This is a genomic window from Psychrobacter piechaudii (assembly GCF_900162825.1).
GTDB classification, from domain to species: Bacteria; Pseudomonadota; Gammaproteobacteria; order Pseudomonadales; family Moraxellaceae; genus Psychrobacter; species Psychrobacter piechaudii.
In genome coordinates this window covers 1-3,831 of record NZ_FUGE01000250.1, presented here as the reverse complement: position 1 = coordinate 3,831, position 3,831 = coordinate 1, and the positions used below count along the sequence as shown (strand labels likewise).

The following is a 3,831-nucleotide window of genomic DNA, read 5'->3' as shown; positions in this document are numbered from 1 at the left end:
TGTTCATGAATACGATGATGTATGGAACACCAACCTGACGTGATAACAAGATGTGCTCACGAGTTTGTGGCATTGGGCCGTCAGTAGCTGATACTACTAAAATAGCACCGTCCATCTGAGCTGCACCAGTAATCATGTTTTTAACATAGTCAGCGTGACCTGGGCAGTCTACGTGTGCGTAGTGACGGTCAGCTGTGTCATATTCAATGTGTGAGGTGTTAATTGTAATACCACGTGCTTTTTCTTCTGGTGCTGAGTCAATTGCAGCGTAGTCTTTCGCTTCACCGCCTGAAGTTTTTGCAGCAACAGTAGCAATAGCAGCTGTTAGGGTAGTTTTACCGTGGTCAACGTGACCGATTGTACCAACGTTAACGTGTGGCTTGCTTCGTTCGAACTTGGCCTTTGCCATGAGTTTGTCCTCTTATTATGGGTTTACTAAGTTAAATAATACGATAAAGCATATAAAAATGTTATTTTCTATCGTTTAGTTAGTAAATTACAACACTAAAAGGCAACACTAAGTGCTGCCTATCGATAAATCAACTAGCTGTGTGGAGTAATTTGGTGCAAGGTCATTAACAAGCCCTTGTAAATAAATTTAAGTGTTAGCTTAAATATTCTCACCTAACTTTTTGTGCTTGGCTTAACTGATACCAGGCTCAACTCTTTAATTCAATGTTCTATAAAGTAGTATACGGCCAACTCAAAGCACTATTATGGGTAACTAGCCCTATTAAAATAGTGGAGCTCATATCGAGAATTGAACTCGAGACCTCTCCCTTACCAAGGGAGTGCTCTACCGCTGAGCTATATGAGCATAATGTGCTTTTGTTTTAAGTAAATAAGTTGGAGCGGGTGGCGGGAATCGAACCCGCGCCATCAGCTTGGAAGGCTGAGGTTCTACCATTAAACCACACCCGCAGTATCACAGCTTTTATTGGCTGCCACTTACATAGGGACTTGGCAGTGTGCTGATCAAGGTAGACTATACGGAACACTAATTGAAAATAATACTAGAAAATGGTGGTGGGGGAAGGATTCGAACCTTCGAAGCTTTCGCGACAGATTTACAGTCTGTTGGGTTTGACCGCTCCCCAACCCCACCTAAGGTGTAAAACTATTATGATTTATAGTTTTACTAAGTTGCTGTTAAGCAAATACGTTGAAGGACGAATGGTGCCGACTGCCGGAATCGAACTGGCGACCTACTGATTACAAGTCAGTTGCTCTACCAACTGAGCTAAGTCGGCTTGTTCCTTCGAAGTGGTGAGTATTCTAGCAAATATTTTCTAAAACACAACCTTTTTTTTAACTTTTTTTCATTTTTTTCGATTTTATTGCTTTTTAAGCCAAAGTTCCGCTGTTATAAAGCCATAAAACCACAGCCAAGCCCACTAAAATCAAGGCTAACCATAAAAACGTGTAATTTTTACCAGAACTGGAGGTTTTTGGTGCTGCTGTAGAATTAGTCACATGAGCCAGGTTATGTTGCGGTTGTTCCTTCACTGTATTAAAAGATTGATTCAATTCTGGAGCCGGTTTCTGCTTTTGTAGGTTTTGCTCTTTGCTTTCTTCTATAACTGGAGATTGTGTCGTCACTGGGGCAACTTTTTCAGGTTTTGGCTCAATCACTTCAGGTTCTCGCTCAACTACCTCAGGTTTTGGCTCAATTACTTTTGGTTCAATTGCTTTTGACTGGGTTTCGGTTGGCGTCTCTGCCTCTACCTTTTCATGCAAGTTAGTAGTAGCAGACATTTGAGCCGCAGCCGCCTGTTTTGATTTATGCACCTCAGGATCCGCTTCCGCTGCTAATTCTTCAAAGTGCTCTTGCTTGCTATTTATATGGCTTTCTTGATTGGGGTCACCCATTGCAATGGGCCCTTCTAGCTCGTCTTCCAGCTTTTGCTCTAGTTCAGCTTCCGTCAACCCCTCAATACCGGCTCTTTCGACAGCCTCAGCATTTTGCTTCGCTTGTTCTGCTTCAGCATTTCTTTCAGCGAAAGTTTTGCTTTCTGGTTTCGATTCTGCTGTTGGCGTTTCCACTTCAGTAGCAGGCTGGGCACTCTGCTCCGCTTCTGTCGTCTCCACTACCTCTGGTTTATCAGCGATAAAGGTTGGAGCTACTGTTGGCTCAGCCGCTACTTGATGTACTCGGAAGCTAAAGGCTGCAAAGGTTACCGTATCTTCTGCTTCTAGCGCTGTGGGCTGATGAGGCTCAAGCTTTTGGTCATTTACCAAAGTACCATTAGAGGAACCCAAGTCCTGTACCATTAATTGATCACCAGTCACAGTTAGCTCAGCATGTTGGCGAGACACTTGCTTACTACCTAGCACCACATCATTGTCTTGGCCACGCCCTACGCTTAACTTATCCTCAATACTAAGCTCTAAATCGCCTAGTGCTTCAGTTATTGCCGTAAGTTTCCATTGTTTAGAATCGGAATTAGTCATATAAGAACCTCTTTTTTTAATGTTAATTACTGATAAAAACTATAATACTGCTTATTTAGGCTTATTTTTTTACTTAAATCATTATTTTAAATAGGGCTAACTATTGACCCCATTATGTGAATCACTTAACCAAATTTGGCTATCCGTTACTTTGATAATCCTTTAACTAGGTAATCCCTTGACTATAAGGCTGCTTATCTAGTTTATAACCTTATTTTAGAGGACATACCAGTTTTTTGTTCATTGATGAATGCTATTTTTTTGCCTTCGTTACCGACTTAGGTAAGTATTCAGGTTTAATAATCCCTTTAAGTTTAGCATAAGGCACAGTTAACGTAGGCATACCAAAAGCATAAGGCGCTATCTCATAAGGCTGATAGGTTAATGCTATCCCCTCATTATTAAGAGTGGCGTTATCTGTCATAGAAAACGGCCAATTCTTTTCAAAAGACTGGGCATCACTGTCCGTTTGTCCTTTTACCCAGTCCTTATAAGCGGTATACGCCAATGCCTCGAACTTTTTTTGTTGGCCTGAAATCAATAAATCTTCTAAATTAAGCTCTTTTTTAGTGGCCACATTAAAGATTTTATATTCTGAGTAACCTAAGCCATGTGCGCCGCCTAAATAAATATAGGAGTTAATTTTAAAAAGCTCCACATTTCCAATGTGCCCCAGATAACTGGGAGCCACTTCAAATTGATAGTTCAAACTAACTACTGTCTTCAGGAATTTCTTTTAGTTGCTGAATGGCAAACCCATCTAGTAACTTCTTTTTCTCTTTTTCAGATAAGTTGCCTGATCGATTGCCCGCTTCTGTCTGATACCCAGCTTGAGGCCCCGGTAGCATCTGATTGACACGGTTGTTCAGACTATTATTAATCCACTCTTGGCTGGTTTCGGCATATATAACCGAGATATCTGGGCAGTTATAACTCTCTCGGCTATAGCATACCTCCGTCACAGAATCCGGTAGGGCGTAGTCAAAATAATTATCGCTATATATTAAGTCAGCGGCCTGTGCGGGGAGCGTAAAACCAGTACTCAAGCCAACCAATGCCAACCCTGCAGAGCAAGTCATCTTTATAAAGGATGCCATAACAAACCTCTTTTTATTATTAGAATTTATTTTTAGAAATAATACTATTTTTTTATAATATCACTGCTTAGGCATCAAGTAAGTATATAACTTATATCAAAGTCACCCTTAATTAATGTATTGAAACTGTGTTTAAAGTTATTTAACCCCAACAATAGCCATAAAAAAAGGCGCTCACTCAGAGTAATGCCAGTCAGTTAAGGCTGACTGGTATTTTTTTTGGGATATTTTTGTGGTTTTCCCTTAACCACCCTCGGGCAAGATCGCTTTCTGCGTTCAGGAA

4 protein-coding genes and 4 tRNA genes are annotated in these 3,831 nt (G+C 40.8%); all 8 read right to left on the bottom strand.

Annotation, left to right across the window (positions count from 1 at the left end; genetic code table 11):
- The coding region (locus A1019T_RS12560) for a GTP-binding protein (protein WP_143514106.1) at positions 1-409 on the bottom strand (409 nt) is incomplete at its 3' end.
- Positions 410-742: 333 nt separating this feature from the next.
- Positions 743-817: transfer RNA gene (locus tag A1019T_RS12555), tRNA-Thr, on the bottom strand.
- 30 nt (positions 818-847) lie between these two features.
- A tRNA-Gly gene (locus A1019T_RS12550) sits at positions 848-921 on the bottom strand.
- A 100-nt stretch (positions 922-1,021) separates the two neighbouring features.
- A tRNA-Tyr gene (locus tag A1019T_RS12545) sits at positions 1,022-1,105 on the bottom strand.
- Positions 1,106-1,174: 69 nt separating this feature from the next.
- Positions 1,175-1,250: transfer RNA gene (locus A1019T_RS12540), tRNA-Thr, on the bottom strand.
- A gap of 94 nt (positions 1,251-1,344) precedes the next feature.
- The gene (locus A1019T_RS12535; protein WP_077452033.1) at positions 1,345-2,451 is read right to left on the bottom strand and encodes an FHA domain-containing protein; all 1,107 of its coding nucleotides are present in this window, start codon (positions 2,449-2,451) and stop codon (positions 1,345-1,347) included.
- A 253-nt stretch (positions 2,452-2,704) separates the two neighbouring features.
- A complete protein-coding gene (locus A1019T_RS12530) occupies positions 2,705-3,160 on the bottom strand; it encodes an RsiV family protein (protein ID WP_167366883.1) in 456 nt (151 codons plus the stop codon).
- A gap of 1 nt (position 3,161) precedes the next feature.
- Positions 3,162-3,548 (bottom strand): hypothetical protein, encoded by a 387-nt coding sequence (locus tag A1019T_RS12525; protein WP_095532622.1) that lies wholly within the window; start codon positions 3,546-3,548, stop codon positions 3,162-3,164.
- Positions 3,549-3,831: the final 283 nt, after the last annotated feature.